This is a genomic window from Ruegeria sp. AK11, assembly GCF_056541095.1.
The window spans coordinates 179,074-205,940 of record NZ_JBQFXU010000001.1; the positions used below are offsets into that span (position 1 = coordinate 179,074).

General features: G+C 61.3%; 24 protein-coding genes. 20 read left to right on the plus strand and 4 right to left on the minus strand.

Annotated elements, in window-relative coordinates; genetic code table 11:
- Positions 1–13: 13 nt before the first annotated feature.
- The 18 genes from ACR0D9_RS00945 to ACR0D9_RS01030 all read left to right on the plus strand — a co-directional run bounded on the left by ACR0D9_RS00945 (position 14) and on the right by ACR0D9_RS01030 (position 19,807).
- Positions 14–1,171 (plus strand): phosphatase PAP2 family protein, encoded by a 1,158-nt coding sequence (locus tag ACR0D9_RS00945; RefSeq protein ID WP_480537420.1) that lies wholly within the window; start codon positions 14–16, stop codon positions 1,169–1,171.
- A 21-nt stretch (positions 1,172–1,192) separates the two neighbouring features.
- A complete protein-coding gene (locus ACR0D9_RS00950; protein WP_480537421.1) occupies positions 1,193–2,794 on the plus strand; it encodes a S8 family serine peptidase in 1,602 nt (533 codons plus the stop codon).
- 188 nt (positions 2,795–2,982) lie between these two features.
- Positions 2,983–4,146, plus strand: coding sequence for a putative lipid II flippase FtsW (ftsW, locus tag ACR0D9_RS00955; protein WP_209504524.1), 1,164 nt, complete (start codon positions 2,983–2,985; stop codon positions 4,144–4,146).
- Complete coding sequence (locus ACR0D9_RS00960; RefSeq protein WP_480537422.1) at positions 4,146–5,243, plus strand: UDP-N-acetylglucosamine--N-acetylmuramyl-(pentapeptide) pyrophosphoryl-undecaprenol N-acetylglucosamine transferase; 1,098 nt, start codon at positions 4,146–4,148, stop codon at positions 5,241–5,243. Before ftsW ends, ACR0D9_RS00960 begins: the two co-directional genes overlap by 1 nt.
- The gene (gene murC, locus ACR0D9_RS00965; RefSeq protein WP_480537423.1) at positions 5,240–6,649 is read left to right on the plus strand and encodes a UDP-N-acetylmuramate--L-alanine ligase; all 1,410 of its coding nucleotides are present in this window, start codon (positions 5,240–5,242) and stop codon (positions 6,647–6,649) included. Before ACR0D9_RS00960 ends, murC begins: the two co-directional genes overlap by 4 nt.
- A gap of 75 nt (positions 6,650–6,724) precedes the next feature.
- The gene (locus ACR0D9_RS00970) at positions 6,725–6,973 is read left to right on the plus strand and encodes a DUF2484 family protein (RefSeq protein ID WP_480537424.1); all 249 of its coding nucleotides are present in this window, start codon (positions 6,725–6,727) and stop codon (positions 6,971–6,973) included.
- Positions 6,970–7,236: a DUF2484 family protein gene (locus ACR0D9_RS00975; RefSeq protein WP_209504520.1), complete on the plus strand. Its 267-nt coding sequence runs from the start codon at positions 6,970–6,972 to the stop codon at positions 7,234–7,236. The genes ACR0D9_RS00970 and ACR0D9_RS00975 overlap by 4 nt, the downstream gene beginning before the upstream one ends.
- Positions 7,237–7,260: 24 nt before the next feature.
- On the plus strand, positions 7,261–7,554 hold the full coding sequence (locus ACR0D9_RS00980; RefSeq protein WP_209504519.1) for a hypothetical protein: 294 nt from the start codon (positions 7,261–7,263) through the stop codon (positions 7,552–7,554).
- Complete coding sequence (gene murB, locus ACR0D9_RS00985) at positions 7,551–8,489, plus strand: UDP-N-acetylmuramate dehydrogenase (RefSeq protein WP_480481851.1); 939 nt, start codon at positions 7,551–7,553, stop codon at positions 8,487–8,489. Before ACR0D9_RS00980 ends, murB begins: the two co-directional genes overlap by 4 nt.
- A 108-nt stretch (positions 8,490–8,597) precedes the next feature.
- Positions 8,598–9,515, plus strand: a complete 918-nt coding sequence (locus tag ACR0D9_RS00990) for a D-alanine--D-alanine ligase (RefSeq protein ID WP_245222549.1) — start codon at positions 8,598–8,600, stop codon at positions 9,513–9,515.
- On the plus strand, positions 9,503–10,510 hold the full coding sequence (locus ACR0D9_RS00995) for a cell division protein FtsQ/DivIB (RefSeq protein WP_267363880.1): 1,008 nt from the start codon (positions 9,503–9,505) through the stop codon (positions 10,508–10,510). Before ACR0D9_RS00990 ends, ACR0D9_RS00995 begins: the two co-directional genes overlap by 13 nt.
- A gap of 8 nt (positions 10,511–10,518) precedes the next feature.
- A complete protein-coding gene (ftsA, locus tag ACR0D9_RS01000; protein ID WP_209504922.1) occupies positions 10,519–11,853 on the plus strand; it encodes a cell division protein FtsA in 1,335 nt (444 codons plus the stop codon).
- Positions 11,840–12,259, plus strand: coding sequence for a hypothetical protein (locus ACR0D9_RS01005; protein ID WP_480481847.1), 420 nt, complete (start codon positions 11,840–11,842; stop codon positions 12,257–12,259). The genes ftsA and ACR0D9_RS01005 overlap by 14 nt, the downstream gene beginning before the upstream one ends.
- 348 nt (positions 12,260–12,607) lie before the next feature.
- Positions 12,608–14,212, plus strand: a complete 1,605-nt coding sequence (gene ftsZ, locus ACR0D9_RS01010) for a cell division protein FtsZ (RefSeq protein WP_480537425.1) — start codon at positions 12,608–12,610, stop codon at positions 14,210–14,212.
- A gap of 213 nt (positions 14,213–14,425) precedes the next feature.
- Positions 14,426–15,346: a UDP-3-O-acyl-N-acetylglucosamine deacetylase gene (gene lpxC / locus ACR0D9_RS01015; protein ID WP_267363883.1), complete on the plus strand. Its 921-nt coding sequence runs from the start codon at positions 14,426–14,428 to the stop codon at positions 15,344–15,346.
- 126 nt (positions 15,347–15,472) lie between these two features.
- Positions 15,473–16,336, plus strand: a complete 864-nt coding sequence (locus ACR0D9_RS01020; RefSeq protein WP_267363885.1) for an outer membrane protein assembly factor BamD — start codon at positions 15,473–15,475, stop codon at positions 16,334–16,336.
- A 36-nt stretch (positions 16,337–16,372) separates the two neighbouring features.
- On the plus strand, positions 16,373–18,022 hold the full coding sequence (recN, locus tag ACR0D9_RS01025; RefSeq protein WP_480486279.1) for a DNA repair protein RecN: 1,650 nt from the start codon (positions 16,373–16,375) through the stop codon (positions 18,020–18,022).
- 99 nt (positions 18,023–18,121) lie between these two features.
- Positions 18,122–19,807 carry a chloride channel protein gene (locus ACR0D9_RS01030; RefSeq protein WP_480537426.1) on the plus strand — a complete coding sequence of 562 codons (1,686 nt, stop codon included), beginning with the start codon at positions 18,122–18,124 and terminating at the stop codon, positions 19,805–19,807.
- Positions 19,808–19,866: 59 nt separating this feature from the next.
- On the opposite strand, the gene ACR0D9_RS01035 is transcribed toward ACR0D9_RS01030, so the two are convergent.
- The 4 genes from ACR0D9_RS01035 to cobS all read right to left on the minus strand — a co-directional run bounded on the left by ACR0D9_RS01035 (position 19,867) and on the right by cobS (position 25,441).
- Positions 19,867–20,208, minus strand: a complete 342-nt coding sequence (locus tag ACR0D9_RS01035; protein WP_209504510.1) for a DUF427 domain-containing protein — start codon at positions 20,206–20,208, stop codon at positions 19,867–19,869.
- Positions 20,209–20,271: 63 nt separating this feature from the next.
- Positions 20,272–22,062 carry an aminopeptidase P family protein gene (locus ACR0D9_RS01040; RefSeq protein WP_480537427.1) on the minus strand — a complete coding sequence of 597 codons (1,791 nt, stop codon included), beginning with the start codon at positions 22,060–22,062 and terminating at the stop codon, positions 20,272–20,274.
- A gap of 81 nt (positions 22,063–22,143) precedes the next feature.
- Positions 22,144–24,021, minus strand: a complete 1,878-nt coding sequence (gene cobT, locus ACR0D9_RS01045) for a cobaltochelatase subunit CobT (RefSeq protein ID WP_480537428.1) — start codon at positions 24,019–24,021, stop codon at positions 22,144–22,146.
- A 433-nt stretch (positions 24,022–24,454) separates the two neighbouring features.
- Complete coding sequence (gene cobS / locus ACR0D9_RS01050; protein ID WP_209504507.1) at positions 24,455–25,441, minus strand: cobaltochelatase subunit CobS; 987 nt, start codon at positions 25,439–25,441, stop codon at positions 24,455–24,457.
- Positions 25,442–25,542: 101 nt separating this feature from the next.
- Between cobS and ACR0D9_RS01055 the strand changes: the two genes are divergently transcribed.
- Together ACR0D9_RS01055 and ACR0D9_RS01060 are read left to right on the plus strand one after the other, a co-directional pair.
- Positions 25,543–25,749: a hypothetical protein gene (locus tag ACR0D9_RS01055; RefSeq protein WP_480492676.1), complete on the plus strand. Its 207-nt coding sequence runs from the start codon at positions 25,543–25,545 to the stop codon at positions 25,747–25,749.
- Positions 25,750–25,888: 139 nt separating this feature from the next.
- The gene (locus ACR0D9_RS01060) at positions 25,889–26,779 is read left to right on the plus strand and encodes a Hint domain-containing protein (protein WP_480537429.1); all 891 of its coding nucleotides are present in this window, start codon (positions 25,889–25,891) and stop codon (positions 26,777–26,779) included.
- Positions 26,780–26,867: the final 88 nt, after the last annotated feature.

Consider the following 26,867-nt stretch of genomic DNA (forward strand, 5'->3'; position numbering starts at 1 on the left):
AGGGGGTTTACTTATGTCTTACGTGTCCACGCTCAATGATTTTGGCATGATGGCCCGACGTGGAGAGCTGATTTCTTGCAAGGTGGTGAAATTGATGAACCTTGCCGGAACCGGTGGTCTCGGTGCCTCACCGGGGGACAATCGAAAGGCGTTGGACAATCTCATTTACGACGCGCAGAGGGAAAGCTTCATCGATTACCTCAATGCCATTCATGATCTGGATCCCGAGTTGCTGGATATTGAAAAACTGCGCGAGCTTACCGAGTTCATGCAGAACGAAGAATTCATCGACCCCTTCAGGTCTGACAGCCGTGTAAAAGGTGCGAAAGACGAAGAGATCGGGAAACGCTCTGCCCTCGGCGCGGCGTCTGTCACGATGAGCGCATCTTCGGCATTCGCACTGAACCGAAACCGCAACAGAAACCGCAATCGGAACAGAAACCGAAACCGAAACAGAAATCGCAATCGTAACCGGAACCGCAGCGATTTTGACGTCGGCGGCAGCGATGCTTCCTTCGGCTGGCGCGAGATGCGCGATCTGTGCCGGATCGGTATGCTGCCCGCATCCGGACTGCTGGGCAAAATCTGGGAAAACATCGATCTTCTGCCGCCACCGGGCCCTGACGAAAGCATGAAGGAAACCGAATACCTGCTGATCCTGCAAGGGCGGCTAAAGTGGTCAAATCAGGCGACACGGCGCGAAGAAATCGTGGCGCAGGCTGGCTTTGGTATTGATGACTATCTCAGCCCGCTGGGCATTGACGAGCAGGGTGGCTTTGATGCGACACGTGCGCTGATGACGATCCTGCTGGAACTGACGAATGAAATCGGCCTGACCTACAAGAACCGCTTCAGCCGACCCAGACCCAATATCATCCAGCCGCTGATCCGGCCCTTTATCCCGGTGCCTTTTCATGCGGCTTACCCCTCGAACCACTCCTACCAATCCTTCGCGATTGCCGAACTGTTCTCGCGGCTGATCCCTGAACATCCGGGCACTGTCGCTTTGTTCCACCGCGCCCAGCGGATTGCTGAAAACCGCGAATGGGCTGGTCTGCACTACCCAAGCGACACAGCCGCCGGACGAAGTCTGGCCAGAAAAACCGTGGCTTACCTGACCGAGGTTCTGGACGAACTGATGGACGAAGCACAAGACGAATGGCTGGGTTAAGGATCAACGCGAGGTGACGAAATGACCGCAGGAAACGAAGACTACGCACGATATTACTATCTCTGGCATCTGGTCGCGATCAAAGCCTTGACCGTCAAGGCGCCCCCGCCCGCTGACGGAGAGACCTGCCCGGAAATCGACAGCGCGATCTGGGATTTCACAGGCCCTGCTCTGGCCGAGGCGAAGATCGCCCTGATCGACATGGGCGTGGCCCCGCATCACCCAAACCTGAAAGCGCCGGACACCGGACCGGTTCCGGCGGACAGGGTCATTCGGGACGAAGCCCTTGATCTGGCCAGCCACCCGTTCGGTGTCAAATACATCGACCGGTCGGCCGTTGGGGCAGGGGCAGAACATATCGAAGAACATGTGCAACATCTGTCGGGCATTCAGAACCCATTGGGCATTCCGGGCCTGACGTCGCAGGAACAGCGGGTGATTGCCGGATTGAGATCGGGTTTTGGCGTCAAGCGTTACATCGATGCTTATGATGATCGCTATGCCGGGCACGGCACCAGCTGTGCCGGGCTGGCCTGCGGAACCAGCTTTGCAGCGGATCAATTCGGCAATACCGGCAATATCGCGGCGTATTACGGGGTTGATCCCAAAAGCAGGGTTATTCCGATCACGACGTCGATCTCACCCAGCCCGGAAGAGTTGATTGCGGCGTTTCTTTATGCTCATGAAAAGGATGTTCATGTCATCCTGTTTCCGCGCGACATAGCGAACCCGGACCATTGGCCCGGGTATGATGACCGTCCTGCCACTGTTACCGAACCGTTCTATCCGGGTCTGGACAGGCACGAAAAGACACGCCTGCACGAGACGATGCGCGATGAACCCGACGGTGACGCGCGCGATATTTCAGTGGCGTGGTCGGCGCTCCACAAGGTCGTCGAATGGGTCAGCACGAAAATTCCGGTGGTCTGCGCGGCTGGCAATGACGGTCGAAGTGAATTGATTTACCCCGCCAGCCTGTCCGGTGATCCAGCCAACGGGATCATTTCCGTGGGGGCCGTCAACTATAATGGCTACCGGTCCGGGTATTCGAACTATTCTGCTGATCTGACCGTGTCCGCCCCCTCGGATGACGGTGAGATCTACAACCGCTATCAAATTCGTCTGGACCGTGATGCAGCCTCGGCCACTGACTTCCATCTGGAAAACCCGAAACATCACCTGAAACGCGACGGCAGTGGTGACGCGATCCCGATTGTCGAATTCGCGCCTCAACGGTTGGTGACCTTGGATGTGCCGGGCCCGCGGGGCTATGTCGAAGGCAGCCTTGCCGCGGCGGTCAAAACCCGAAAAAAGGCGGTGGACGATCCTGCCGGGCTGTATACTGAATTCGGCGGCACTTCGGGGGCTTCGGCCCTTGTTGCCGGGGCAATAGCGATGATGCAGCGAAAGTCGCCCAATGTTCTCAATGGGGTGCAGATCAAAGCCATCTTCAAGAACCTCGAAACATCTGCAACGCGTTTCGACAACACCCACTGGTATTGGTCCTCTGCCGCAGGAACCCTGCAAGCTGACGCGATCAACGGTTACACGCCGCCCCCCAGGGCCGAACTGTTCGGTGTGGCGGGGTTGCTGGATGTGCCGCTGCTGCTAAGCAAGGTCTGATGCCCACCTCCTCCCGTCCGGTGGTCGTTGTAAAACGGCTGACCGGCGATCCGGGCGTGCGGCGCGGGTCTTGGGCGGGAAATCCCGATTTGCTCCTGAACAGGCTGGCCTGATCGCCAAATTGCATGTAGACTCTCAGCCAGATCCCGAAAACGGGGCGTTAACGAGGCAGAGAGTGGCGGTATCTCATGACTGAGATGGTGTATGGCGCGGTCCAGGACCAGCGCGGAGAACCGATTCTACCGAAATGGTGGCGTACTATCGATCGCTGGACGATGTCCTGCGTTCTGATCCTGTTTACCATCGGGTTGTTGCTGGGGCTGGCCTCTTCACCGCCACTGGCCGGCCGCAACGGGTTCGACCCTTTCCATTATGTCGAGCGTCAGGCCTTGTTCGGCGGATTGGCGCTGATCGCGATGCTGCTGACTTCGATGATGTCTCCAACCTTGGTGCGGCGTCTGGCCGTTCTGGGTTTTCTGGGGGCCTTCGTCGCTCTGGTCTTCCTGCCGGTGTTTGGAACGGATTTCGGCAAGGGTGCGGTGCGTTGGTATTCGCTGGGCTTTGCCTCGCTGCAACCGTCCGAGTTTCTGAAACCCGGCTTTGTCGTCGTGGCCGCATGGCTGCTGGCGGCCTCACAGGAAATCAATGGCCCTCCGGGGCGGTTGTGGTCCTTTGCGCTCTGCATGGCCATCGTGGCCATGCTGGTGATGCAACCCGATTTCGGTCAGGCCTGCCTGATCCTGTTCGGCTGGGGCGTCATGTATTTCGTAGCCGGGGCCCCGATGCTGCTGTTGCTGGGCATGGCCGGTGTTGTCGTTCTGGGCGGGATGCTGGCCTATTCGAATTCTGAACACTTTGCCCGCCGCATCGACGGCTTTCTGAATCAAGAGGTCGATCCGACCACCCAGCTGGGCTATGCCACCAATGCCATCCGCGAGGGCGGCTTGTTCGGCGTCGGCGTGGGGGAGGGGCAGGTGAAATGGTCGCTGCCCGATGCCCATACCGATTTCATCATCGCCGTCGCGGCCGAGGAATACGGCCTGATCCTTGTCATGATCATCATTGCGCTATACGCGCTGATCGTCGTGCGCTCGCTGCTGCGGCTGATGCGCGAACGCGACATGTTCATTCGTCTGGCCGGTACCGGTCTGGCCTGCATGTTTGGCGTTCAGGCGATGATCAACATGGGTGTTGCTGTACGTCTGCTGCCGGCCAAGGGCATGACTTTGCCGTTCGTCAGCTATGGCGGCTCGTCCCTGATTGCTGGCGGTATTGCCGTTGGCATGCTGCTGGCCTTCACCCGAAACCGCCCACAGGGCGAACTAGGCGATATTCTGCGCGGACGAGGATAATGGGGAACCCTTACCTGTTGATTGCGGCTGGCGGCACCGGGGGCCATATGTTCCCCGCTCAGGCGCTGGCCGAGGCGATGCTGCACACGGGCTGGCGCGTGCGCCTGTCCACCGACCCGCGCGGTGCGCGCTATACCGGTGGCTTTCCCCATTCGACCGAAATTGTCGAGGCGTCCTCGGCCACCTTCGCCCGTGGCGGTCTGGCGGCAAAGGCGATGGTTGGCCCGATTATCGCTGGTGGTGTCACCAGCATGGTCTTCCAGATGATGCGCGACAAACCCGATGTTGTCGTGGGCTTTGGCGGTTATCCGTCGATCCCGGCGCTGGGCGCCGCGACCCTGCTGAAAATACCGCGGATGATCCATGAACAGAACGGGGTACTGGGCCGCGTGAACCAGCTGTTTGCAACCCGCGTTGCACAGGTGGCCTGCGGCGTCTGGCCGACGGATTTGCCCGAAGGCGCGCATGGCATCCACACCGGCAACCCGGTGCGTGCCGCGGTTCTGGACCGCGCCGCCGCCGGGTATATCCCGCCGGGTGATTACCCGATGTCGGTTCTGGTGATGGGCGGCTCGCAGGGTGCGCGCATCCTCAGCGATATGGTGCCCGGAGCGATTGCCGCGCTGCCCGAAGACCTCCGCGCGCATATCCGTGTCTCGCATCAGGCGCGGGATGAAGATGGCGAACGGGTCAGCGCATTTTACCAAGACCATGGTATCCGCGCCGACGTTCAGCCCTTCTTCGATGACATTCCCCGCCGCATGTCGGATGCGCAGCTGGTGATCTCGCGCTCGGGCGCGTCCAGCGTGGCCGATATCTCGGTCATCGGTCGTCCTTCGATCCTGATCCCGTTTGCTGCTGCCGCCGGGGATCATCAGACCGCCAACGCGCGCGGGCTGGTGCAGGCCGGCGGGGCCATCATGATCCCGGAAAATGCGCTTGACGTTCCCACGCTGACACAGCAAATCACCACGGTTCTTACGAACCCCGAAGCCGCACAGAAAATGGCCCATGGCGCTCTGTCGGTCGGGGCGCCCGATGCCACCCAGCGTCTGGTCGCTCTGGTCGAGCAGCTGGCGCAGAAGGAGACCACATGAACCCAGCAACCAAACTGCCGCAGGACGTAGGGCCGATCCACTTCGTGGGCATCGGCGGGATTGGCATGTCGGGTATCGCCGAGGTGCTGCTCAATCTGGGGTATCAGGTGCAGGGCTCGGACCTGAAGGCCTCGAAGATCACCGACCGGCTGGCCAGTTTGGGGGCCGAGATTTTCGTCGGCCAGCGCGCCGAAAACCTTGAAAACGCGGCCGTTGTGGTTGTCTCGACCGCGATTAAACCGGGCAACCCGGAGCTGGACCAAGCCCGCGCCCGAGGGCTGCCGGTTGTCCGCCGCGCCGACATGCTGGCCGAACTGATGCGCCTGCGCTCGAACATTGCCATTGCCGGAACACACGGCAAGACCACCACGACGACCATGATGGCCGAACTGATGGTGGCAGGCGATTTCGATCCGACCGTGATCAATGGCGGCATCATCCACGCCTATGGATCGAACGCGCGGATGGGGCAGGGCGAATGGATGGTGGTCGAAGCCGACGAGAGCGATGGCTCGTTCAACCGCCTGCCCGCAACCATTGCCATTGTCACCAATATCGACCCCGAGCATATGGAACATTGGGGTGATTTCGACAGGCTGCGCGACGGCTTTTACGAATTCGTCTCGAACCTGCCATTCTACGGTCTGGCCGTCTGCTGCACCGATCATGCCGAGGTTCAGGCCCTTGTCGGCCGCATCACCGACCGCCGTGTGCGAACCTATGGGTTCAACGCGCAGGCGGATGTGCGGGCTGTGAACCTGACCTACAAAGGTGGCGTGGCGCATTTCGACATCCATCTGCAATACGAAGACAAGATGATCGAAGGCTGCACCCTGCCGATGCCCGGCGATCACAACGTCTCAAACGCGCTGTCCGCCGCTGCCGTCGCTCGTCATCTGGGTATGAAAGCTGCGGAAATCCGCGACGCGCTGGCCAATTTCGGCGGCGTCAACCGTCGCTTTACAAAGGTCGGAGAAATCGACGGTGTCACCATCATCGACGATTACGGCCACCACCCGGTCGAAATCGCCGCCGTTCTCAAGGCCGCCCGTCAGGCGACCGAAGGTCGCGTGATCGCCGTGCATCAGCCGCACCGCTATTCGCGCCTGTCCAACCTGTTTGACGATTTCTGCACCTGTTTCAACGACGCCGATGTCGTGGCCATTGCCGAGGTTTTTGCCGCTGGCGAAGACCTGGTCGAAGGCGCGTCACGCGACGATCTGGTGCAGGGCCTGATCCGTCACGGCCACCGCCACGCCCGCGCGCTGCTGGATGAAGACGACCTTGAACGCCTCGTCCGCGAACAGGCCCGTCCCGGCGATATGGTCGTCTGCCTCGGCGCCGGTACGATCAGCGCCTGGGCCAATGGCCTGCCCGAGAGATTGCAAAGAAAACAAGCTGTTTGACGCGTCATTTGTTTGTCGCACAACTTAAAAGTGTGATATTCTGACCGCAACAGTCGCGTGTCCTCGGAGGGGCGAATGGACTATTCGATGATCTTTGCAGCGCTTTGGGTGATCTGCGCCACCATCGTGGCAATGCTGCCGATGCGGCTGCAATTCCCGCCGGGGTTTGTCCTGTTGGTCTGCGCACCAGTGCTGGTCGTATGGCTTGGATATGTCCACGGCTGGTTCTGGTCGGTCGCGGCATTTGCCGGGTTCGTGTCGATGTTCCGCAACCCCATCCGGTATTACTGGCGCAAATTGACAGGGCGCGAGGTCGCAGAATGACGTGGTCTATCGCTCTGGCAGCCCTGTGGGGCATTGCCGCCAACGTTCTTGCGCTGATCCCCAGCACCGACAACCACTGGACGCGCGCCTATATCCTGATCATCGTGGGCATTCCCATCGTCGGCTATGTCACCTATGAAAATGGCCCCTGGATCGGGCTGCTGGTGCTGGCAATGGGCATGTCCGTGCTGCGCTGGCCGGTGATTTATCTGACCCGTTGGACAAAGGTGAAAATGCAGGGCATGAAGGCGGCCAAAGAATAACCGGCCAACTTCAGGAGGTCTGTCATGGCTACAATCGCCACATTTGCCTATCTGCCGCTTGTTTCCTTCGTTCTGGGTGCCGCTGCCGGGTTTACAGCGGGCCGCTGGCTTGGCCTGCGCAGCCTTCTGTGGCTGATCGGGCTGACATCCGCGGTTGGTCTGGGGCTGATCGTCGTGCTGGCCGGTGTCGGAACGGGTGAAGAAGACAAGGCGTTCGGCCCGCTGGTCTGGTTGACTGCCGGTGTACTCCCCTTCCTTTTTGCCGCAATCATGGGCGGGGTCGGTGGGCGCAGCCTGGCGGTGCGCGCGACTACATGACTCCGCTTCCCCCTGTTCTTCCCGATGTCCGGGGCCGCCTGGCCAAAGCGCGCAACCTGTCTGACCTCACATGGCTCCGCGTTGGTGGGCCGGCGGATTACCTGTTTCAACCTGCCGATATCGAAGACTTGCAGGCCTTCCTGCGCGATCTGCCGGATGGTGTGCCGGTCTTCCCGATGGGGGTCGGCTCGAACCTCATCGTGCGCGATGGTGGCTTGCGGGCCGTGGTGATCCGGCTGGGGCGCGGGTTCAACGCCATCTCGGTTGAGGGCAATACGGTCATCGCGGGCGCTGCCGCACTGGACGCGCATGTTGCGCGCAAGGCCGCGGATGCGGGTGTGGACCTGACCTTTCTGCGCACCATCCCCGGCTCGATCGGGGGCGCGGTGCGGATGAATGCGGGCTGTTACGGCAGCTACACGGCGGACGTGCTGCGCAAGGCCACCATTGTCACCCGGCAGGGCGACCTGCGGGACCTGACGACCGAGGATCTGAACTTTCGCTATCGCCAGTCCGACCTGCCCGAAGGCGCCGTTCTGATTTCGGCCACGTTCGAAGGCCCGTCCGGCGATCCCTATGACCTTCATGCCCGAATGGAAGCGCAACTGAAGAAGCGTGACGAAACCCAGCCCACCAAGGACCGCAGCGCCGGATCGACCTTCCGCAACCCGGCCGGTTTTTCCTCGACCGGGCAGGCTGATGACGTGCATGACCTCAAGGCGTGGAAAGTGATCGACGATGCCGGAATGCGCGGCGCGACACGCGGCGGGGCACAGATGAGCCCGAAACACTCGAACTTCCTGATCAATACCGGCACCGCCACCGCTGACGACCTCGAAGGTCTGGGCGAAGAGGTGCGAAAAAAGGTTTACGAAACAAGCGGCATCACGCTAGAGTGGGAAATCATGCGGGTCGGTGATCCGCTAAAAGAATAAAGCCCCGACCGTCAGACCAAAACAGGCAAATTCAGGCGACGGATCAAAGGCATAAACGCAGTACGGACCACCACATAAGGTCCGGGGACATTGAGGCGCACATTGGGTATGTCGAGCAGGACAAACCCCAAAGTGGCGGTATTGATGGGCGGCCCCTCGGCGGAACGCGAGGTGTCTCTCAGCTCTGGGCGCGAATGCGCGGCCGCCCTTGTGGGAGAAGGTATTGAAGTGGTCGAACTGGACGCAGGTCCCGACCTCTATGCGCGCCTGTTGGATATTCAGCCGGATGTGGTTTTCAACGCCCTGCATGGCCGCTGGGGCGAGGATGGCTGCGTGCAGGGGATGCTGGAATGGATGCGGATTCCCTATACCCATTCGGGTGTTCTGGCCTCGGCCCTTGCGATGGACAAGCAACGCAGCAAGGACGTCTATCAGGCCGAAGGTCTGCCCGTTGTCCCCAGTGTGATCGTCCCGCGTGCCGAGGTGACTCGCGCCCACGTGATGGAACCGCCCTATGTAGCCAAACCCAATAACGAAGGGTCCAGCGTCGGTATCTACATTGTCCACGAAAACGCCAATGGCCCGCCGCAGCTGTCCGAAGACATGCCCGACCAGATCATGGTCGAGAAATACGTGGCCGGACGCGAGCTGACCGTGACCGTGATGGGCGACCGCGCCCTGACCGTGACCGAGATCATGACCGATGGCGGCTGGTACGACTATGACGCCAAGTACAAACCCGGCGGATCATGGCACGTGGTCCCTGCCGATATCCCACAGGACATCTTTGATCGCTGCATGGATTATGCCCTGCGCGCGCATGATGCTTTGGGCTGCAGGGGCGTTAGCCGCACCGATTTTCGCTGGGATGACAGCGCGGGTGCTGATGGTTTGTTTCTGTTGGAAACCAACACCCAGCCGGGCATGACACCCACTTCGCTGGCCCCGGAACAAGCCGCGCATCTGGGCATGACATTTGGCCAGCTCTGCGCCTGGATGGTTGAGGACGCCTCATGCAACCGTTAATCGCCAGCCGCTCTCTGGAAATCCATCGCACCAAACCCCTTGCCGGGCCGGATGCCGATTTTGCCTCGGCCGATACGGAGCCGCATGACACCCAGCCCATTCTGCGTCTGCGCGGGGCGCGGGTGTTTTCCCGCACCGCACGCCGCAGTGATCCGGCCCCGTCGCGCCTCAGCTATCGTCTTCAGCGCTGGATGCTGACACCGGGTATCCGTCTGGGCGTCAAGCTTGGCCTGCCGATCTGCGCCATTGCCGCAGCAGTTGGCGTCTATTTTGCCTCTCAGGACCGGCGCGAAGCGCTTGGTACCTATATCGCCGATATTCGCACCTCGATTCAGGAACGCCCCGAGTTCATGGTCAACCTGATGGCCATCGACGGGGCAGGCACCAGCCTGTCCGATGATATCCGCGAGGTCGTGCCTCTGGATTTTCCGATCAGTTCCTGGGATCTGGATGTCGAACAGATGCGCGACACGATCACCGGGCTCGATCCGGTGAAATCGGCAACCGTACGCATCCGTCCGGGCGGCATCCTTCAGGTCAACGTGGTCGAGCGTCAGCCCGTGATTGTCTGGCGGACGCATGACGGGCTCGAACTGCTCGACGAGACCGGCGCGCATGTCAAGGAAACCACCTCTCGCAAGGACCATGCCGACCTGCCGCTGATCGCGGGCGCGGGTGCGGATGCCCATGTGGCGCAGGCGCTCGAGATCTTTCAGACCGCCCGCAGCCTGGGCAACCGTGTGCGCGGGCTGGTGCGCGTGGGTGAACGGCGCTGGGATCTGGTCCTGGACCGTGGCCAGCGCATCATGCTGCCGACCGAACGCCCGGTGCGCGCGCTGGAACGCGTGCTTGCGGTGAACGAAGTGCAGGACCTTCTGGAACGCGACGTGGCCGTGGTCGACATGCGCCTAGGCCAGCGTCCCACCATCCGAATGACCAAAGCCGCCAGCGAAGACTGGTGGAATACAAAAGTGACAATGAGTAACGGGCAGTAACGAGCATGATGACCGATCTTTATCAGTCCCAACGCGCCATGCGTCAGATGCGGCGCCAGGCATTGCAACGCGGTGTGATCGCGATTCTGGATGTGGGCAGTTCCAAGATTGCCTGCCTCGTTCTGCGTTTCGACGGATCGGGCCGGCTGAGTGAAGATAACACCATCGGCTCAATGGCGGGGCAGACGGGGTTTCGGGTGATCGGGGCCGCAACGACACGTTCGCGCGGCGTACAGTTTGGCGAAGTCACCGCCATGCAGGAAACCGAACGCGCCATCCGCACCGCCCTGCAAGCGGCGCAGAAGATGGCCGATATCCGTGTCGATCACGTCATCGCCTGTTTCTCGGGGGCCAACCCGCGCTCTTACGGGCTGGACGCGCAGGTCGATCTGGATGGCCAACTGGTGTCCGAGGCCGAAGTGGGCCGTGTTCTGAATGCCTGCGACGTGCCGGATTACGGCGACGGGCGTGAAGTGCTGCACGCACAGCCGGTCAACTTTGCGCTCGACAACCGCTCGGGCCTGATCGACCCGCGCGGGCAGATGGGCCAAAGCCTTGCGGTCGATATGCACATGCTGACCGTCGATGCGATGGCGATCCAGAACATCGTGCGCTGTATCAAACGCTGCGATCTGGAACTCGCCGGGATTGCAAACTCGGCCTATGTCTCGGGAATTTCCGCGCTGGTCGAGGATGAGCAGGAACTGGGCGCGGCCTGTATCGACATGGGCGGCGGCACCACCAGCGTTTCGATCTTCATGAAGAAACACATGATCTATGCCGATTGCGTGCGTATGGGCGGCGATCACGTGACCGCCGATATCTCGATGGGGCTGGGCGTGCCCGCGGCAGTGGCGGAACGGATCAAGACGTTCAATGGCGGCGTTCATGCGACCGGCGCTGATGACCGTGACATGATCGATATCGGCGGCGATACCGGTGACTGGGAACACGACCGCCGCACCGTCAGCCGGGCCGAGTTGATCGGCATCATGCGCCCGCGCGTCGAGGAAATCCTTGAAGAGGTCCGCGTGCGTCTGGATGCGGCCGGGTTTGAACACATGCCAAGCCAGCAGATCGTTCTGACCGGTGGCGGCAGTCAGATCATGGGGCTGGACGGTCTGGCGACCCGCATCCTTGGTCAACGCGTGCGTCTGGGTCGCCCGCTGCGGGTGCATGGCCTGCCGCAATCGGCGACAGGTCCGGCGTTCTCGTCCTCCGTGGGGCTCAGCCTGTTTGCGGCGCACCCGCAGGACGAATGGTGGGATTTCGAAATCCCGGTCGACACCTACGCCGCGCGCCCGTTCAAGCGGGCCGTTCGGTGGTTCCGTGACAACTGGTAGCCCCCTGTGCCGGGCCGCTTTGTGTGCGGCCCTGTTGCCGGGATGGGTTTCGGCCCAGACCATCATCACGCCTGAGGCATTTCTGGATGCCGCCGTCGGCAAAACGCTCACCTTCCATGAGATTCGCAGCAACGATCTGGTCGGGACCGAGCAGTTTCTGAACCGTCACATCTCGGTCTGGCGGCAAGAGGGGCAGGGCTGTGTCTATGGGCAGATCACCACGCCAAACGGTCAGATCTGCTTTCTCTATGACAACGATCCGGATGGTATTCCCGTCTGCTGGTGGCCCTTCCTGCACGAAGGCCGTCTGATGGTGCGTCTGGCCTCGTTTGCAGATGGCGAAATCCAGGAGGTGCGCAGCATCACCGAAACCAGCCTCAACTGTCCAAGTGCACCGCTCAGTTGAAAAATCCGGTTGCAGCGCGTCGATTTATCCCTCAAGATATCCACAAGGCCCGGCAGAGGCCTCGCGGCAGGACCTGAGCAGTTTTCCGCAGTGTAAATGATGGTCGACGAAAGCGTGACGAACGGCTGAGTCCTCGCGCCGGGGTCGTCTGGCTTGTGATGGTCGCCGCTGTTTCCGCTATATCTGGCAGTACCTGCGAAATGCCGCCGGTTTCTGCCTTATTTCCTCCATATTTTGTGGTGAATCGCGATTTTTGACGTGACCTTTTCGCATCAGCCCGCTAGAATCGAGCAAGGATAGGTAAGAAAAACACCGCTTTGGCGGAACATAAATACAGGCGGACAGAGCATGACATTGAATCTTTCGATGCCCGGGCAAGACGAACTGAAGCCTCGGATTACAGTATTTGGCGTTGGCGGTGCGGGCGGTAACGCTGTCAACAACATGATTGAAAAACAGCTGGACGGCGTCGATTTTGTCGTCGCCAACACCGACGCGCAGGCGCTGCAGCAAAGCCAGTCCTCGGCGCGGGTTCAACTGGGTGTGAAGGTCACCGAAGGTCTGGGGGCAGGGGCCCGTCCGGCCGTGGGTGCCGCAGCCGCCGAAGAAAGCATCGAACAGATCGTCGACCATCTGGCAGGCGCGCATATGTGCTTTATCACTGCGGGCATGGGCGGCGGCACCGGCACCGGCGCTGCTCCGATCATCGCGCAGGCCGCACGTGAACTGGGCGTGCTGACCGTGGGTGTCGTAACCAAGCCCTTCCAGTTCGAAGGTGCCAAGCGGATGCGTCAGGCCGAGGACGGTGTTGAGGCACTGCAAAGGGTCGTCGACACGCTGATCATAATTCCGAACCAGAACCTGTTCCGCCTCGCCAATGAAAAGACTACCTTTACCGAGGCGTTCTCGATGGCCGACGATGTCCTGTATCAGGGTGTCAAAGGCGTAACCGACCTGATGGTGCGTCCGGGCCTGATCAACCTCGACTTTGCGGATGTACGCGCCGTGATGGACGAGATGGGCAAAGCCATGATGGGCACCGGTGAGGCAACTGGCGAAGATCGCGCCATCCAAGCGGCGGAAAAAGCCATTGCAAACCCGCTGCTGGACGAAATCAGCCTCAAGGGCGCCAAAGGCGTGCTGATCAACATCACCGGTTCGCACGACCTGACCCTGTTCGAACTGGACGAAGCCGCCAACCGCATCCGCGAGGAAGTGGACCCCGAAGCGAACATCATCGTCGGCTCGACGCTGGATACCGCCATGGAAGGCGGTATGCGCGTGTCGGTTGTTGCAACCGGCATCGACGCCACCGAAAAAACGGCTGACATTCCGGTCGCGCGCCGCTCGATGTCCGAGCCGCTGACCCGCACCGTTTCGGCCGAAGAATACGGTCGCGAAGAAGCGCCCGCAGCCGCCGAAATGGCAGAGCCCGCGCCGCAGATGGAAGAAAACCGCGAACCTTCGCTGTTTGAAGCCGCGGAAGAGCCCGCCCAGCCGCAGTTCCAGCCGTTCGACGAGCGGGATGAGGACGATCTGCCGCCCCCGGCCTATCAGCCGCGCGTCGCCGAATTCGAGCCGCAGCCCGAGCATGTCGAACCGACACCCGAGGCTTTTGTTGCCCCGCGCGCGCCTGTCGCAGGCACCCCGTCGCCCGAAGCGCTCCAGCGTTTGCAGGCAGCGGTTCAGAAGGTTCCCACGGCAGCTCAGCGCGCCGCAGCGCCCCGCCCGCAAGCGACGGTTTCACATCACGAACCCGAAGAACGCTCGCGGTTTGGCTTCAATCGGCTGATCGACCGGATGACCGGGCACGCCTCTGACACACCGGCCCAACCGCCGCGTCAGCAGCCCGTTTTGCGCCAGTCCGAGGCCACGGCACCGATTCACGATGAGGCCGACCCGGATCAGGATCGTATCGAAATTCCGGCCTTCCTGCGCCGCCAGGCCAACTGATCGCGGTAACAAAATCCACTCATGGGGTCGCCATTTGGCGGCCCTAATTCGTTTTAAAACAGTGGCTTACGAATAGGTAAGCAGGGTTTTGCCGATCTGTTACATACATGTTTCATTCGGTTACAAAGAGTGAGTTGAGCCTTGACGCGGGCTTCCTTAACTGAGTGTCCAACACAGCCCCAGAAGGCTGGACACCACTCGCCGAGGCCCATTTTGCAACATACGCTCAAATCTCCGGTCACGTTTAAAGGCGTCGGGCTGCACAGCGGCAAGCCTGCGACCATGATCCTGAAACCGGCTGCAGCTGGTCATGGCATCTGGTTCAAACGGACGGATATCCATCTGGGCGATGCGATGATCCCGGCGATCTATCACGTGGTCGAACGGACCCCGCTTTGCACCCGTCTGGTGAATGACGCCGGGGTGTCGGTATCCACCATCGAACATATCATGGCTGCTCTGGCCGGGTGCGGCGTTCACAACGCACTGATTGAAATCGACGGCCCCGAAGTGCCGATCATGGACGGGTCTTCGATCGATTTCGTACGCGGTATCATGGCCCGAGGCGTGCGTCGTCAGGCCAGCCCGGTGCTGGCCTATGAGGTGCTGAAGACCGTCACCGCATCGCGTGAAGGGGCCAGCGCAAGCATCGCGCCCGCGGATGGGCTGATCATCGACTTTCACATCGATTTCGAAGACAGCGCAATCGGCAGCCAGACCAAGACACTGGATATGCGCAACGGGTCGTTCGCGCGCGAACTCAGCGATTGCCGCACGTTCTGCCGCCGCATTGATGTCGAAGCCATGCGCGAAAACGGTTTAGCCCTTGGCGGTACCCTGGATAACGCCGTGGTGGTGCAGGGCAGTGAGGTGCTGACACCCGGCGGGTTCCGCCGCGCCGACGAAGCCGTGCGCCACAAGATGCTGGATGCTCTGGGTGATCTCTACCTGGCAGGCGGGCCGATTCTGGGCCATTTCACGGGCGACAAGTCGGGTCATTCGCTGACCAACACATTGCTGCGCAATCTGTTTGAAACACCCGGTGCTGTGCGTCCGGTTCTGTGCACACCGGAACAGGCCGCGCGTCTGCCGGGGCAGGGCCTGATCGTAAACGAAATTCCCGAAGTCGCCTGATCAGATCAACTCTGACGACATTTGCGCCAGATGTTGCATAAGGCGTTTTGCACCGGAATTTTCTGTGCTAGACCATGGCTCAATTCGGGGCGAACCCCCTTAAGTAAGACGACAAGGATGGGCGGTATGGTTGGCAGCAAGGCGGCAGTCAGATTCGCAGGTGCGGTTCTTCTGGCAGCAGTTTTGACGGCATGTGGAAACGCAGGCGGCCTTTTTGGCAACAAGGGCGCGGACCGGGATCAGAATCTGGAAGGGTTCACACCGGAACAGATCTATACCCGTGGCGAATACGAACTGTCGCAGAATCGCTCGGATGACGCGGCCTGGTATTTCTCCGAGGTCGAGCGTCTGTATCCCTATTCCGACTGGGCCAAGCGTGCGCTGATCATGCAGGCGTTCTCGTTCCATTCCGACAAGAACTACGAAGAAAGCCGGGCCGCGGCCCAGCGGTATATCGACTTCTATCCAACGGACGAAGATGCGGCCTATGCCCAGTATTTGCTGGCGCTCAGCTATTATGACCAGATTGACGAGGTCGGGCGCGATCAGGGGCTGACCTTTCAGGCGCTGCAATCGCTGCGCACCGTGATCGAGGTTTATCCCGACAGCGAATATGCCACCTCGGCAGTGTTGAAATTCGATCTGGCCTTTGACCATCTGGCAGGCAAAGAGATGGAGATCGGGCGCTACTACCTGCGTCAGGATCACTTTGTTGCCGCCATCAACCGCTTCCGCGTCGTGGTCGAGGATTTCCAGACCACATCCCACACCGCCGAAGCGCTCTATCGTCTGGTCGAGGCTTATCTGTCCCTCGGCCTTCTGGATGAGGCGCAAACCGCAGGTGCCATCCTTGGCTACAACTACCAATCCTCGGAATGGTATGACGATGCCTACAAGCTGCTGACCTCACGCGGGCTCCAGCTCAAGAGCCGTGGCAACAACTGGCTCAGCACGATCTATCGTCAGACCATCAAGGGTGAGTGGTTGTAATCGCCATGGCATTAGGCTTGGGACGCTGAAGACCCGATGCTGCGCGCCCTTGATATCCGCGACATGCTGATCATCGACCGGCTGGAACTCAGTTTTCAGCCGGGCCTGAATGCGTTGACCGGCGAAACCGGCGCGGGCAAATCGATCCTTCTGGATTCTCTGGGGTTTGTTCTGGGCTGGCGCGGGCGGGCCGAACTGGTGCGGCAGGGTGCGGCGCAGGGCGAGGTTGTGGCCGAGTTCGAACTTTCCCCCGATCATCCCGCACATGCGATACTGGCCGAAGCGGGCTTGCCGGGCGGGGATGAGCTGATCCTGCGCCGGATCAACACCGCCGAGGGGCGCAAGACCGCCTGGGTCAATGACCGCCGCTGCTCGGGCGATGTGCTGCGGGCGCTGTCGGAAACCCTGATCGAACTGCATGGCCAGCATGATGACCGCGGGTTGCTGAACCCGCGTGGCCACCGGGCCATGCTGGACGATTTTGCCGGGGTCTCGGACCGGCTGACATCCGTTCGTGCGGCCTGGACCGACATGTCACGCGCCCGTAAGGCTCTGGCCGAGACCGAGGCCGCTCTGGCTGCCGTCCGAAGTGAGGAAGATTTCCTGCGCCACGCGGTTGCCGAGTTGGATCAGCTTGATCCTCAGCCTGGTGAGGATGCCGAACTTGATGCCCGCCGCCGCATGATGCAGGGGGCCGAGCGTATTCGCGATGATGTCGCCCGCGCCTACGCCCTGCTGTCCGGGGACGGTGCCGAAGGGGCGATGTCCGACGCTATCCGCTGGCTGGAAGGTGTGTCCGGCAACGCAGGCGGTCAGCTGGACGAGCCGATTGCCGCGCTGGGCCGCGCGATGATTGAACTGGGCGAGGCGCAGGATGGCGTGAACGCCTGCCTTCAGGCGCTGGACTTCAACCCCTCGGAACTGGAACAGGCCGAGGAACGCCTGTTTGCCATCCGCGCACTGGCTCGCAAACACGACGTGGCCCCGGATGATCTGGGCGCGTTTGCCGACACTCTGCGCACCCGCCTCAACCAGTTGGAAGCAGGCGATGCCGACCTAGCAGACAGACGTGCCGCCGTGGACGCGGCACAAAAGGCTTATGACACTGCCGCCACCGACCTCAGCGCGGCCCGCGCAGCTGCTGCAGGGCGGCTGGACGCTGCCGTCATGGCGGAACTGGCCCCGCTCAAGATGGAACGCGCTGTGTTCCGGACCGAACTCACCCCGGCTGAACCCGGCCCCGAAGGGACCGACGCGGTGGCCTTTACCGTGGCCACCAACCCCGGCGCGCCTGCCGGGCCGCTGAACAAGATCGCGTCAGGGGGTGAACTCAGCCGCTTCCTGCTGGCGCTCAAAGTGTGCCTGTCGGGCGATGACAGCGCCCGCACGATGATCTTTGACGAGATTGACCGCGGCGTCGGCGGGGCCACTGCCGACGCGGTCGGGCGCAGGCTCGCGTCATTGGCGCAAGGCGGGCAGGTGCTGGTTGTCACCCATTCCCCGCAGGTCGCCGCCCGTGCGGCGCATCACTGGCGGGTGCAGAAACAGGTCACGGACGGGCAAACCCTGTCCACCGTCATCCCTCTGGCCCAACCCGACCGGGTGGACGAGATTGCGCGCATGGTGGCGGGCGACACCATCACGGACGAGGCCCGCGCCGCCGCCCGGGCCCTGCTGCAGGCCTGATGCGCCCGTGGCACGAAATGGCCTCACACTGTCGCTATCTCACTTTTATTAGGGTGCTCCGTGGCTTACTAAGGGTTACGTGATGATCCCCGAGGGCCAATGACCCAGTCGACCCGCACCGTTCTGCGCAACCAGCTCAATCAGGCTCTGGCCGCGATCAGGGATGCGTGGCGGGTGATGCTGCGCCGGGGACCAAGCCAGATCCAGTTCTGGTTCATCGCGCTGGTCATCGGTATCGCTGCCGGTTTCATGGCGCTTGGATTCCGCAAGGCCATCCGCGCGTTGCAGGCCTATCTCTATGACACCGACGACGTTCTGCTGCTGCACAGCCATGCCGAGAAACTGCCGTGGTTCATGATCCTGATCATCCCGATCATCGGTGGGCTGGTCGTGGGCCTGATCCTGAACCGGTTCACCAATGACGGGCGCGTCAGGTCCGTCGCTGATGTGATCGAAGGGTCCGCCATCACCGACGGGCGGGTCGAGGTCAAGGCCGGCATCGCCTCGTTCTTTGCCTCGCTGATCACGCTCAGTTCGGGCGGGTCAACGGGCCGCGAAGGCCCCGTGGTGCATATGGCCGGGGTCATCTCCACCTGGGTCAGCAACCGCATCCATGCCGACGGGATCACGGGCCGTGACCTGCTGGGCTGTGCTGTCGCAGCCGCCGTATCAGCCAGCTTCAACGCCCCCATCGCCGGGGCCCTGTTCGCGCTCGAAGTTGTGCTGCGCCACTTCGCCGTGCATGCCTTTGCCCCGATCGTCATCGCTTCGGTCGCCGGAACGGTGATCAACCGGTTGGAATATGGCGACGTTACCGAGTTCACGCTGGAAACGCCCGGATCGCTGCAATTCTATGTCGAACTTCCCGCCTTCCTGATCCTTGGCCTGATCTGCGGCTTTGTCGCGCTGCTGCTGATGCGGTCAATCTTTTTTGCTGAAGATATCGGCAGCCATATCCAGAACCGCCTGTCCATTCCGGGCTGGCTGCGCCCGGCCGTGTCCGGCGGGATGCTGGGGCTGATGGCGATCTGGTTCCCGCATATCATCGGTGTCGGCTATCAGACCACGATCCGCGCCCTGACCGGTGATCTGGTGCTGACTACCGCGATCCTGTTTGCGGTGACCAAGACAGTGGCTGTGGCGATCACCATGGGCGGGCGCATGGGGGGCGGGGTGTTTTCACCGTCCCTGATGATCGGCGCGCTGACCGGGCTGGCGTTCGGACTGATCGCCACTGGGCTGCTGCCGGATGTGTCCGGCACGCATACGCTTTACGCCTTTGCCGGAATGGGCGCCGTGGCTGCTGCGGTGCTGGGCGCCCCGATCTCGACCACTCTGATCGTCTTTGAACTGACCGGAGACTGGCAGATCGGCCTTGCCGTGATGGTGACTGTATCCATATCCACCGCATTGGCGTCGCGCCTTGTGGACCGGTCGTTCTTCCTGACCCAGCTGGAACGCCGCGATGTCCACCTGGCCGCCGGGCCGCAGGCTTATCTGCTGGCGATGCTGCGCGCCGGGGCGGTGATGCGCCCTATCGGGGATGACCGCTCAATCACTGCGGACGAGGCGCACGCCCTGATCGAACAGGGCCTGTGCGTTCAGGCCAGCGCCACGCTCGAGGCCGCGATGCCCTATTTCGACCGTGACGACATACCCTGCATTCCGGTTATCGTTCTGGAACAGGACGGGTCCGAGACACCCGTCGGCGCGCTCTACCATGTCGACGCGCTCAAGGCGTACAACCGGGCCCTCGCAGCCACCGCGGCCGAGGAACATTCATAAGGCTCCCGCGACCGGGACAAGCGCTCCCGAAGCCTCCGTTGAAACCCTGTCCGGTGCCCTTAAATCTGTTCCACCTTCACCGAGTCCACCGGATAAAACGCCAGGTATCCCTTGATCTCGGCCACGGCGGAAACCGGGTCTTCATAACTCCAGACCGCATTTTCGGTCACCGAGGATTTGTTGACGATGGAAAAATGCGTCGCATCCCCCATGCGGGCGCAATGCGTCACCTTGTCGGTCTGGTCCAGAAATGCCATGGCAACATCGCCGCGCGGAAAGTAAATCACCGGAGCTTTGTCGCCTTCGTGCAGTTCCAGCGCGTTGCTCGTTTCGCCCAGAATCGCGCCGCCCGAACGGACAGTCCATTTGCCCGGCGCTTTTTGGATCGTGATCTCAGTCATTTCTATTCCTTCCGTCGACGTATTGGGGCCTCTCCTCTGCCCGTTCTATGTAACAGGCGGGTGTCAGATCGGCGCAGTTGCGGCATCCAACCACAGTTGCGCGTCATGTCCCAGCCTTGGGCGGATTTTTTCCGCGACGTCGCGATGATAGGCGTTCAGCCAGCGGCGTTCGTCAGGCGTCAACATATCAACCATGATCAGCCTGCGGTCAATTGGCACAAATGTCAGGGTGCGCCAGCACAGCATCGCGCGTTCCGCATCGCCACCGGGCAGGGCCGGGGCTTCTTCCACAACCACAAGGTTTTCGATGCGGATGCCAAAGGCCCCTTCGCGGTAATATCCCGGCTCATTCGACAGGATCATGCCGGGTAGCAAGGGGACATGGCTGACCTTCGACAGGCGCTGAGGCCCCTCATGCACGCTCAGATAGGCCCCGACGCCGTGTCCGACACCATGGTTGAAATCCTGCCCCGCCGCCCATAGCGGCGTGCGGGCCACGCATTCGATATCGCGCCCGGCCAGCCCTGCGGGCCAGCGCAGCATCGACATGGCAATCATGCCCTTCAGCACGCGGGTGAAGCAGGTCTTTTCCTCCGCCCCGACAGAGCCGATGGCAAGCGTCCGCGTGATATCGGTGGTGCCATCCAGATATTGTCCGCCACTGTCCAGCACCAGCAGATGACCGTCCTGCAACCGGCTGTCGGTCTCGTCCGTCACGCGGTAATGCATGATCGCGCCGTTCGGACCCGTCCCGGCAATGGTATCGAACGAGATATCCTGCAACACATTGTCCCTGCGGCGGTTTTCTTCCAGCCGCGTGACCACCTGCGTCTCGGACAGGCTGCCGGGGGGCTGTGCGTCCAGCCAGCACAGGGTTTCGACCACCGCCACCGCATCGCGCAAATGCGCCTCGGCGCTGCCCGCGATTTCGGCCGGGTTCTTGCAGGCCTTGGGCAGGGCACAGGGGTCGCCGCCATCCACCATGGCATCACCCAACGCGTCCGCCACGATCTGCGGCACCGTGCTCAGGTCCACCTGTACCGCACCGTCCAGCGCTGCCACCGCGCCCAGAAACTCCGCAGGGTGGCGCACCGTCACCTTCGGGTCCAGATGATCCTGCACCTCCAACAGTTTTGCCGCAGCCATGAACAGATCGACCCGGCCATCGTCATGCAGAATCGCAAACCCGTGGGCCACCGGATTATAGGCGATATCCGACCCCCGAATGTTCAGCAGCCACATGATCGAATCCGGCAATGTAATCACAGCGGCCTTTCGTCCGGCCTGCCGCAGGTCTGCGGCCAGTCGGGTAATCTTGCTGTCAGCGGTTTCGCCCGCAAACTCGATCGGATGCGCCTTGACCGCCTGCATCGGCGGTTCAGGCTGGTCCGCCCAAATGCGGTCCACCAGATTGCCGCAGCGCACCAGTTCGATACCTGTGCCCTCAAGCTCGCCAAGCGTGGACGAGATTTGCCCTGCCGCGTGCAACCACGGATCAAAGCCCACCTTACCACCACCGGGCAACTGCGCTTTCAACCATGTACTCAGGCTGATGTCAGGCCACGGCACCGGCGTGAACACATCCGCAACCTGCGCCTTGACCTGCGTGCGATACCGCCCGTCGATGAACACACCGGCCATGCCGGTCAGCGCAGCACAGAACCCGGCCGATCCCGTAAACCCGGTCAACCAGGCCAGACGCTCATCCCGCGGGGCCACATACTCGCCCTGGTGCGCATCCGACCGTGGGATCAGAAACCCGTCCAACCCTTCGTGCACCAGCTCCGCGCGCAACGCAGCCAGACGCGGCGGCCCCTGCTCGGGCCGCGCGGTCACCTCAAAGGACTGGAACATGCTACACCTCCCTCAGCCGGGCGGTCGATATCGCCGCCTTTTCATCTTTTGGGAAATACTCCCGCCGGAGGCAAGGCCAGCCTAGCTGACCTTCTTCATCCCCATCACCCGTGCCCGCGCGCGCGGATCACTGTCGAACAGGGCCGCCAGTTGTTCCGTCATCGCACCGGCCAGCTGTTCCACATCGGTGATCGTCACCGCACGGTCGTAATACCGGGTCACATCATGACCGATGCCAATCGCCAGCAGCTCGACCATCTTGCGCTTCTCCACCATGGCAATCACATCGCGCAGGTGCTTTTCCAGATAGTTGGCGGGGTTCACGCTCAGGGTTGAATCATCAACCGGAGCCCCATCCGAAATCACCATCAGAATCTTGCGCTGCTCGCGCCGCGCGATCATCCGGCGATGCGCCCATTCCAGCGCCTCACCGTCGATGTTTTCCTTCAGCAGGCCCTCTTTCATCATCAGGCCCAGATTGGGCCGCGCCCGCCGCCACGGCGCATCGGCGCCCTTGTAGATGATGTGGCGCAGGTCGTTCAGACGGCCGGGTTGCTGCGGGCGGCCATCGTTCAGCCATGCCTCGCGCGCCTGACCGCCTTTCCACGCCCGCGTGGTAAAGCCCAATATCTCGACTTTCACATTGCAGCGTTCCAGCGTCCGCGCCAGAACATCGGCGCAGATGGCGGCGATCGAAATCGGACGCCCCCGCATCGACCCCGAATTGTCCAGCAGCAGCGTGACAACCGTATCGCGGAACTCGGTATCCTTCTCGACCTTGAAACTCAGCGGAGTGGTGGGGTTCGCGACCACTCGTGCCAATCGGCCCGCGTCCAGAATGCCTTCCTCGCGGTCGAACTCCCAGCTGCGGTTCTGCTGCGCCTGCAGCCGACGTTGCAGCTTGTTGGCCAAACGGCTCACCGCGCCTTTCAGCGGTTCAAGCTGCTGATCCAAATAGGCCCGCAGACGTTCCAGCTCGGCCGGTTCCGCCAAATCCTCAGCGGCAATCTCTTCATCATGCGTGCTCAGATAGACCTTGTAATCCGGGTCCGCTTCGGATGCGGGCGGCGGGGCAGGCGGCTCCAGCGGCGCTTCGCCATCAGGCATCTCGGCCTCGTCACCCAGCTCATCCTCGGCCATCTCGTCCATCGAGACCTGCGCCTGAGATTGATCCTGCTGCTCTTCCTGCGTCTGCTCAGGCGTCGCATCCGCGTCCTGATCGTCCTGATCATCCTGACCGGTGCTGTCGGGATCGGGTTGTTCCTCGGCGTCGTCCTCGGCCTGATCTTCCTGCTCGTCGTCCAGCTCATCAGGGTCATCACCCAACTGGTCGCCATAGCCCAGATCCTTGATCATCTGCCGCGCGAACCTGGCGAACTCCGCCTGATCCGACAGCACGTCATCAAGGTTTTCCAACACGCCACCGGCCTGTTCCTCGATGAACCCGCGCCACAGGTTCATGATATTCTCGGCCGCAGGCGGCAGATCGCGCCCGGTGGCCAGATGCCGGATCAGATATCCCGCCGCCACCGACAAGGGCGCGTCGGCAGGCTGCTTGCACTGGTCATATCCGCGCCGGATCGCCTCATGCCCGATCTTGACGTCGATATTGCTGGCGGTGCCGGGCATATCCCGCGCGCCCATCGCCTCGCAGCGCGCCGTTTCCATCGCCTCGTACAAGTCCCGCGCCATATCCCCCGGAGGCGCATAGCGCGCATGGGTTGCGTCATCATGATACCGGCGCTGCAACGCCAAAGCGTCCGCCGTGCCGCGAGCCAGCAGAACCTCTTCCCGCGTCATACGCCGAGACACCTGCGGCAGCCGCATCGACTCGCCCGACAGGCCCGATGGATCGACGGTATAAGTTACCGACAGCTCAGGATCATCAGCCATGACCTTGGTGGCCTCGGCCAAGGCCTTCTTGAACGGATCGGCAGGGTTGTCGTTTGGTTTACTCATTCAAAAAACTGCTAGGTTTTGCGTTTCTGGGTATCTTGAAGCCAGTCTCTTGCACTTGTCAAAAAGTGAGTGCGAGATCCGACCAGTTACAGGATCCTCACGGGGGCCAAACTGCTCAAGCTCCTCGCTGGATACAGGTCGTTTCCACAGGCTTTGTAGGTCTTTCCATCCAGAACGATAGTTCATTTTTGCGAGTAACGTGTGAAACGCATTTGACGCTTTGGTTTCGTTTGCGGATTGGAGACCGTTCTTGCTATTGTACGCTGCCCAATAGTGAAAAACTGACCCACAACTGAGAGCGCCGAACGCGTCTCCACCGTCATGAGAAGATATGAAGTCCTCTTCCAAATAGGCATTTGGGTAACGGTTTTCAAATCTGACCGGTGTACAGCCAGCGCATACGGTCGCAATGAGCGCAGAGGTGATGCTTGCCTTAACCAAGGCTCGCGCTCGCGGCGCTCTCCGGCAGTTCCTCGTCAAAGCAGCGCTGATAGAACTCGGCCACGGTCTGACGTTCCAACTCGTCGCACTTGTTCAGGAACGACAGGCGGAACGCATAGCCCACGTTGCGGAAGATCTCGGCATTCTGCGCCCAGTTGATCACGGTCCGCGGGCTCATGACAGTGGACAGGTCGCCATTCATGAAGGCGGTCCGGGTCAGGTCGGCCACGGTGACCATCTGGCTGACGGTCTTGCGGCCCTCGGCGGTGTTGTAATGCGGCGCCTTCGACAGCACGATCATCGTCTCGGCATCATGGCTCAGATAGTTCAGGGTTGAGACCAGCGACCAGCGGTCCATCTGCGCCTGGTTGATCTGCTGGGTGCCGTGATACAGACCCGTGGTATCGCCCAGACCCACGGTGTTTGCAGTGGCAAACAGGCGGAAACACGGGTTCGGCGTGATGATCTCGTTCTGGTCCAGCAGAGTCAGCTTGCCGTCATGTTCCAGCACGCGCTGGATCACGAACATCACGTCGGCACGGCCCGCGTCATATTCGTCGAATACGATGGCGACGGGGTTGCGCAGGGCCCAGGGCAGGATGCCCTCGTGGAATTCGGTCACCTGCTTGCCATCGCGCAGTTTGATCGCGTCCTTGCCGATCAGGTCGATCCGGCTGATATGGCTGTCCAGGTTCACGCGCACGGCGGGCCAGTTCAGACGGGCGGCGACCTGCTCGATATGGGTCGATTTGCCGGTGCCGTGATAACCCTGAATCATCACCCGGCGATTATGGGCAAAACCCGCCAGGATCGCCAATGTCGTCTCGGGGTCAAACTTGTAGGTCGGGTCGATGACGGGCACTCGGTCGGTGGCTTCGGCAAACCCTTTGACCTTCATATCCGTCTCAATGCCAAATACGTCACGGACCGAGATATCTTCGGTGGGTTTTGCGTTTACATCGATCGATCCGTCAGCCATTCGCCTTGTCCTTATCCTTTGGCCCGCATTGCCGGGTTTGAACCCGTGTGTGGTGCAACATATTGCGGGCAAGGGCAAGGGAAAGCCGCCCGCTCGGAAAGGTGAGCAGGTTTTTCTTTCAAACTGGCCCTATCGACGCGCGGGTGATCCTCAACTGCGACGGGTACAAGGCACAGATCACGCCGCGTTTCTCAATGACAGCGCGGCCTGATCGGATGCAGATGCCGAACCATGTGTCCGAAATGCTGCATGCAGGTGGGCATTCGGCAAACTATATGTTGTGGAAAGTGACCTTATCAGACATATAAAATGGTCTTATGGGGCGTTTTATAAGTGATCGGGTGTTGGTGAAACGGGAATGCCGGGTGCGGCTCCGTCTGCAATGTTGCTCTGGGTCGAGTGATCAGCAGGCGTCGATATCTGCCAACATGGCCTTGGTGACGCCAGGTGGCATTTAGCGTTCTTCTCCATACGGCCAAGACAACGGGCCAGAACGATCTCATCGTCCAGAACACGACACAATCCGCGATCATCAGCGGATCGATGGTGTCGTTTGACGGGGGCGCGACTTTCCAGCCTTACACCTATCTGGGGCAAGGAAACTACCGCGGAACCGGGGAAACCGGAGAATTCATTCAGGTCGGCGGGCAAATCTACGCCTGGGATGCCAATAACCCAACCGGTCCGATGACCACTGGCAACTGGAAAATCACCCCGAGTGATCTGAACCCGACCGATCCGCCCTGTTTTGTTTCGGGCACCCTGATCGAAACGGATCGCGGCCCGCGCCCGGTCGAAGATCTGACCGTGGGCGACCGGGTTTGCGTAGCCGGCGGGACCCCGCTGCCCATCGAATGGATCGGCAAACGAACACTCAGCGCGCAAATCCTGCGCGTCTGGCCCCAATTCAACCCGGTCTGCATCCGGCGCGATGCGTTGGGCAAGGGCCTGCCGGACAGGGATCTTTACCTCTCTCCGCAACACCGGGTTGTGCTGGGGGGCTGGCGGGCCGAGCTTTATTTTGGCGCACCAAGCGTGTTCTGCGCGGCCATTCATCTGGTCAACGATGATACCATCCGGCAAGTGACCACGGGCGAGGCGGTGACATATTATCACATCGCCTGCGCCGAACATGTGATCCTCACATCGCACGGTCTGCAAAGCGAAAGCCTGTTTCCGGGTGACATGGCGCTGAAATCACTGCATCGCGACGATGTCGAGGAACTGCGCGCGCTCTTTCCGGGGTTGCTTTCAGACGCAGGACCGCCCCCCCAAACGCGCCTAAGCTGCCTGACCGGGCGCGAGGCACGCGCGTTGCGAGACGTTTTCGCAGATTAGTCCCGCGTTGCGGAAATCGTGGCGCCACTGATAGGCGCGCGTGCCCTGACCATACCTCGCTGTTGGCCGCTATGATGCAGTAGTTGCT

Excerpts from the sequence above, each read along its gene's own strand:
- ACR0D9_RS00945 (WP_480537420.1), top strand. The coding sequence starts at position 14 with ATGTCTTACGTGTCCACGCTCAATGATTTTGGCATGATGGCCCGACGT.
- ACR0D9_RS00950 (WP_480537421.1), top strand. The coding sequence starts at position 1,193 with ATGACCGCAGGAAACGAAGACTACGCACGATATTACTATCTCTGGCAT.
- ftsW (WP_209504524.1), top strand. The coding sequence starts at position 2,983 with ATGACTGAGATGGTGTATGGCGCGGTCCAGGACCAGCGCGGAGAACCG.
- ACR0D9_RS00960 (WP_480537422.1), top strand. The coding sequence starts at position 4,146 with ATGGGGAACCCTTACCTGTTGATTGCGGCTGGCGGCACCGGGGGCCAT.
- murC (WP_480537423.1), top strand. The coding sequence starts at position 5,240 with ATGAACCCAGCAACCAAACTGCCGCAGGACGTAGGGCCGATCCACTTC.
- ACR0D9_RS00970 (WP_480537424.1), top strand. The coding sequence starts at position 6,725 with ATGGACTATTCGATGATCTTTGCAGCGCTTTGGGTGATCTGCGCCACC.
- ACR0D9_RS00975 (WP_209504520.1), top strand. The coding sequence starts at position 6,970 with ATGACGTGGTCTATCGCTCTGGCAGCCCTGTGGGGCATTGCCGCCAAC.
- ACR0D9_RS00980 (WP_209504519.1), top strand. The coding sequence starts at position 7,261 with ATGGCTACAATCGCCACATTTGCCTATCTGCCGCTTGTTTCCTTCGTT.
- murB (WP_480481851.1), top strand. The coding sequence starts at position 7,551 with ATGACTCCGCTTCCCCCTGTTCTTCCCGATGTCCGGGGCCGCCTGGCC.
- ACR0D9_RS00990 (WP_245222549.1), top strand. The coding sequence starts at position 8,598 with ATGTCGAGCAGGACAAACCCCAAAGTGGCGGTATTGATGGGCGGCCCC.
- ACR0D9_RS00995 (WP_267363880.1), top strand. The coding sequence starts at position 9,503 with ATGCAACCGTTAATCGCCAGCCGCTCTCTGGAAATCCATCGCACCAAA.
- ftsA (WP_209504922.1), top strand. The coding sequence starts at position 10,519 with ATGACCGATCTTTATCAGTCCCAACGCGCCATGCGTCAGATGCGGCGC.
- ftsZ (WP_480537425.1), top strand. The coding sequence starts at position 12,608 with ATGACATTGAATCTTTCGATGCCCGGGCAAGACGAACTGAAGCCTCGG.
- ACR0D9_RS01020 (WP_267363885.1), top strand. The coding sequence starts at position 15,473 with ATGGTTGGCAGCAAGGCGGCAGTCAGATTCGCAGGTGCGGTTCTTCTG.
- recN (WP_480486279.1), top strand. The coding sequence starts at position 16,373 with ATGCTGCGCGCCCTTGATATCCGCGACATGCTGATCATCGACCGGCTG.
- ACR0D9_RS01030 (WP_480537426.1), top strand. The coding sequence starts at position 18,122 with ATGACCCAGTCGACCCGCACCGTTCTGCGCAACCAGCTCAATCAGGCT.
- ACR0D9_RS01035 (WP_209504510.1), bottom strand. The coding sequence starts at position 20,208 with ATGACTGAGATCACGATCCAAAAAGCGCCGGGCAAATGGACTGTCCGT.
- ACR0D9_RS01040 (WP_480537427.1), bottom strand. The coding sequence starts at position 22,062 with ATGTTCCAGTCCTTTGAGGTGACCGCGCGGCCCGAGCAGGGGCCGCCG.
- cobT (WP_480537428.1), bottom strand. The coding sequence starts at position 24,021 with ATGAGTAAACCAAACGACAACCCTGCCGATCCGTTCAAGAAGGCCTTG.
- cobS (WP_209504507.1), bottom strand. The coding sequence starts at position 25,441 with ATGGCTGACGGATCGATCGATGTAAACGCAAAACCCACCGAAGATATC.